Below are 5,183 nucleotides of genomic sequence, written 5' to 3' on the forward strand. Positions count from 1 at the left end.
ATAAAGAAGAGCAAAGGGCAGGTCTAACTCTGCCCTGTATTATCGGAAAAAGTCCCTTCTTTTCGTCTTTTTTTGATAACTTATTTTCTGTTTGTGGCCAGGAATAGATTTGTGGTTTTAGGACTGACAGCCTTAGTTAACTAAAACGCAGAGATTAGACACTAAGCCCAGAAATTTCGGCTTATACCAGTGGAGAGTAACTTTTAAACCATTAATTCGGGCAGCTTGTTCAATAATACGGGCAAATTCATCTTCCGCAAGCAAGCGCAGATTTTTTTCCCTAGCCCAAAACTTCATCCCAATTAAGTTTAAGACAGCGCGATGCCAACTTCTCGGCAGCCAGTGCAAGAGGGGCAAGCGCGTATGAAATTCTAGCCAGTGGTAGCGATTAGGAGTGGTGATAAATAAGCGGGGACATAATCGCAGCAGGCTGCTGACGTATTCAATCTGCGATTGTTCATTGCCGACGTGTTCGATAACCGCAGATGAGATGATATAGTCAATTCCCTCTACTTGGGAAGGTGTGGGAGGCCAATCAAGGACAACTAATCCGGGAAAAACTGCCGCTAAATGGCTAATTTCTTCGGGAGAGCAGGCATAAACCCTAGCATCGTCTTCCAACAACCAGCGAATCAAGCAATTACTCGCTTGTCTGGTGGTTTCCGGTGTAGAACCATGGTCTAAAAATTTTTTTCCCCTCACACCATCCACTGCATTCTCTAAAAAATCATACATTTTGCGGCGCATTTGCAGGGTGGTCTTGCCGTGAAGTTTTGCCAGAGGGCGGTTTTTGCCAAAATAATCGATGCCTAATTTTTCTACCATGAATCTATTCCTTAATTTTTTCTGAAAGACTTGACAACTGTTCAATATACACTTATATACTAACTAGGGACAAAAAGTTCGTGCGGTTGAGGAAAAAATTTTCTTAACCTTGCTCGCCTATAGCCATTGACTAAATATGGTTATGGTTAACCCCGACGAGGCTATCTCTGAAAAAACCAATCATAATCAGAGGTTCAACCAATAACAATCCACCTGGAAATAATGGAAAGCAGTGTAAAATTGGAGAGTCAATTATCGTCAAGTTCAGCAAGAAAGGAGAACAATGCCGCTTTTTCTATTGTCATTCCCGTCTATAATGAGGAAAAGGGTATTACTCCGACTTTAGAACTTCTCCAAGAACAACTAAAACTCTCTAATTGTACCTATGAGATTGTGGTGGTTAATGATGGTTCTAAGGATCGAACGGGTGAAATCCTGCGAGAACTTCAGGAATTGATGACATTTAGGGTAATCGAACATCCCAGAAATCGTGGCTATGGTGCGGCACTGAAAACGGGAATTAGACAGGCTAAATATGGGGCAATCGTGATTACGGATGGGGATGGAACCTATCCTAACGAAAGAATTCCCCAATTAGTTGCCCTGCTAGAGAATGCCGATATGGTGGTCGGGGCGCGCACTGGTGCGAATGTCAGTTATCCAACAATTCGCAAAATTCCTAAGTGGTTTCTTGTCCGTTTTGCCGAATGGATTAGCAATAGTCGCATTCCGGATCTTAATAGTGGCTTACGGGTTTTTCGTAAGAGCGTGGTCGAAAGATTTTTTAATATCTTACCCGATACTTTTAGTTTTACCACTACGATTACCCTCGCCATGTTGACTAATGGTTATTTAGTCCATTATGAACCGATTGACTATTTTGCTCGCCAGGGCAACAGTAAAATTAAGCCTATCCGGGATACTTTGCGCTTTGTCCAGTTAATCCTCCGGGTGGGAATGTATTTTGCCCCTCTCCGGGTTTTTCTTCCCATTGCTGGGTTTTTCTTTCTTGGGTTTTTATTTACCCTAATTCAAGATATTTTTGTTCATGAAGATCTCACAGAAAGAACTCTCCTGCTATTAATAGCTGCAACCCAAACAGGAATGTTTGCTCTTTTAGCAGACATGATTGATAAACGAACTTGATAAGAAATATCGGTATAATCAGCATTTTTTGTGACAATTTGGAGAGGTATTAAATGAACTATTGGTTAAGTATAAAAACTATGATAAGTAAAGGTATAGTAGAGATTAAGTGTCAAGTCGTGTCGAAAATTTTCCCAATTATTTTGACTTTAATTTGTTTAATTAAACTATTCTTAACCAGAACCAGTGAAATAGTGGCCTATCCCAGTGATCCCCAGAATTATCTAAGTCGTGCGGAAAGAGCGGTTTGGTTTTCCGATGGAATTGGCATCTTAAATTTAGGCCATCCCCCAGGTTATTCCTTATTTGTTTGGCTAGTTAGTTTTACGGGGATACCCCTGCGAATATTCCACGAACTATTTTACATTTTTTCAGTGTTTTTATTGATTTATTCTATTCGCTCACTAAAAGTACCGAAAATTGTCTGTGTTTTAGTTTTTTCTTTGCTAATTTTCTATCCTCTGACTTTCAGATTTTTTAATGATGCGAGAAGCGAAGCAATAACGGTTTCATTGTTTAATATATTGATTGCGTTGATCTTATTTTTGTTGTTTAAGAAAAAAATATCAGAAAAAATCATTTATTCCTGTTTAGCTGGATTAACCCTCGGATTTATCGGCATTACTCGACCAGAAAAAGGAATTGAATACATCTATATGTTAAGTTTAATTCCAATTATCTTTTTAACCAAGCCTCAGTGGAAATTAAGAGAAAAAATCCAACAGTCTTGTTTTTTAGTATTTTTACCTCTCTTAATCTTCATTATAGTAAATTTTGCCATAGTCTCACTTAACTCAATTTTCCTTGGTGTGCCGGGGGTAAGTTTGTGGAATGCACCTAGTTTTAAGGGTATGTACACAGGATTAATGAAAATAGATGCTGGTACTCCAGTCAGACAGGTTCCTATTAATCCAGCACAGTTAGAAGCAGCTTATCAAGTTAGTCCCACCTTTAAAACCCTAGAACCTTTCCTTCCCAAAGAAGAAATTCGCGGTAAATTTACAGTTTGGCTGTTAGCAGATGCTGTGCGTGATAGTATCAACCCTGTTAACCCTAGGTCGGTAACTACTCGGCAAGTTTATCAAAAATTTACCGAAATTAATGAAGAGTTAAAAACTGCTTTTCGTAATCGTCTTTTACCAACAAAAGCTTTTGGCTTTAGCTATATAGATCCTAATTTTGGGATTTGGTTGCCTCACCTTAAAGACTCTTCCGTAAAAGTTCTCACTAAATTTCTCTATCCTCCCTTTTCAGAAGTAGAAAAAATTTTTGTTGTGGACAACCCGAAGGCAAGTATTACCCTCTTTGATAAGGTAGCTAATCGTCGTGCAGCTTGGACGGGAAAGGAGCGGCCAAGTAGAATAAGATTACTGTTAGTTAAATTGATAACTAGAGCTATTTATATCATCAATACTGTAGGGATGGTTTCTATAGCATTTTTACTGATCTACTATTTTCCTAGTAAGCCTAAATCGCCCTTGTTATCTAATTATGTATTTATTATCCTGTTTATTATTGTGATTAATTTTCTTCGCTTGCTTTTATATTCTTTGGTAGATGCGAGCTTACTGTTGGTGCATATGCGCTATTCTTTCCCGGGTATGCCTTTATTTTCCGCCTTTTCCCTACTAAACATTTTTGTTGTTGTTAATTTATTCTGGAAAAGGATGGAGAAAAACAAATTAATTTCTGCAAAGTAGTTTAATTTATCAAATAAATGGATATGAACCATGAAAAGTAAGGTAATAAAAATAATTAGAAATCCTTCTCTGATCTATTGAGTTTACGCAGTTTCTGTATTTTTATACTTTCAATTTAAAGATCGTTTCAACCTACACACGGGAAATGATTCACTTAGTTATGTCAATTTTAGTTTTAATTCTCTGAGCGATATAGTTTCTCAAGAAAGAACCTTTTTTTATCCACTATTTCTCAATTTAGTTAAAGTAATCTCACCAGATTTTCATCTTCTACCAGCTGCTCAGTTTGTTGTGTATGCCTTAGCGGTATTTGTTTTTTTTAGAGGTCTAAGGATAGCAAACTTTTCCAAAATTCAAGCACTTGTCACTGCTTTGCCTCTGCTACATACCCAAATTCTTTGGAGATTTGTTCCGGCGCAATTGCCAGAGATTTTATAGGTATCTATGGCTATCCTAACCATAGCTTTTATCTTCATGTTTGTTAAACAAACCTATAACTATTTTCTTCTAACTGCTCTGTCGTTGAGCTTATTCCTAACCTATCAAACTCGACCTTCCTTTTTGTTTCTCATCCCTCTAGTACCTCTGCTTACTTTTGTTCTAGTATTCTTTTTTAATTATCACCATAGAGTAAGAAATAACGGTTCTTCGTTACTTGGTATGGTTCGATTCGGTCGCATAAATCGACTAAATTCTTATCTGGCAAGGGACTTAATTGATTAGTTCGCTCTAGAGCAAAAACAATTGACAAAAATCGCCAAGTGCCTTTCTATATCCCCTAAACTGCCTAAGTCTTCGGGAGCGGCCTCTTGATAGAGAATTTCGGCGATTCATCGGGCGTATTCTTGGAGTTTTTTCTGGTTTTCTGGGTTCATTGACCGTTTACTCCTTTGATATATCCCTATTTTACTCGATTCTTCTACCGGTCTCCAGCGCACTCTTCTGCAAAACTGACTTGCTCCCAGTCCACTCGCCTCAGTTTTCCAACAATTCCTATTTTTTCATAATTAGGGGTCTCAAGACCCCCCTAGCGACCACCGAGAAAATCTTCACCAGCTAAGTAGCTGGTTATAATTAAATTAAAAATGGATTTTAGGTTCGATCCCTCCTGTCCCCCTTGATAAGGTAGGGTTGATTCATGAATCAACCCTACCCTTGATAACGGGGGTGTCTGATAATTTTTAACGCCTACCTACTTAAGTATTTTTACTCAAGTCTCTGGAGGGGGACAGCTTATGTGACAGTTGAGGGTGCGGAATGTGGGCTAGATGCTATGATATCTGTTGAAGTAAAAGCCAATCAAATAAATGACTGAAATAGCTATTACAGGGTTTCTCAGATTGTGCTTCACCTTGACGATAAAGGCTGTAGAAGGAGTGCCAGATTACAGGCGAAACAGTTAGGATTGTCCTTATTTATAGTGGATATTACTTGTCAAAATCGCACTTTGTTTTAGAGAATCTTAACCTTTGATCCCAATCTAAAAAACATCATGCTAATTTCTTTTCTCCC

Annotated in this window: 3 protein-coding genes; 2 read left to right on the plus strand and 1 reads right to left on the minus strand. The window is 38.2% G+C overall.

The features are described 5' to 3' along the window. Window positions 1-132: 132 nt before the first annotated feature. Window positions 133-825, minus strand: coding sequence for a hypothetical protein (locus MICAI_RS20410; RefSeq protein WP_008206608.1), 693 nt, complete (start codon window positions 823-825; stop codon window positions 133-135). Between the two features lie 222 nt (window positions 826-1,047). Between MICAI_RS20410 and MICAI_RS20415 the strand changes: the two genes are divergently transcribed. Both MICAI_RS20415 and MICAI_RS20420 read left to right on the plus strand, forming a co-directional pair. Then, window positions 1,048-1,971 (plus strand): glycosyltransferase family 2 protein, encoded by a 924-nt coding sequence (locus MICAI_RS20415; RefSeq protein WP_008206611.1) that lies wholly within the window; start codon window positions 1,048-1,050, stop codon window positions 1,969-1,971. A gap of 374 nt (window positions 1,972-2,345) precedes the next feature. Next, a complete protein-coding gene (locus tag MICAI_RS20420) occupies window positions 2,346-3,671 on the plus strand; it encodes a hypothetical protein (RefSeq protein ID WP_232306244.1) in 1,326 nt (441 codons plus the stop codon). Window positions 3,672-5,183: the final 1,512 nt, after the last annotated feature.

This window comes from Microcystis sp. T1-4, assembly GCF_000297435.1.
GTDB lineage: Bacteria > Cyanobacteriota > Cyanobacteriia > Cyanobacteriales > Microcystaceae > Microcystis.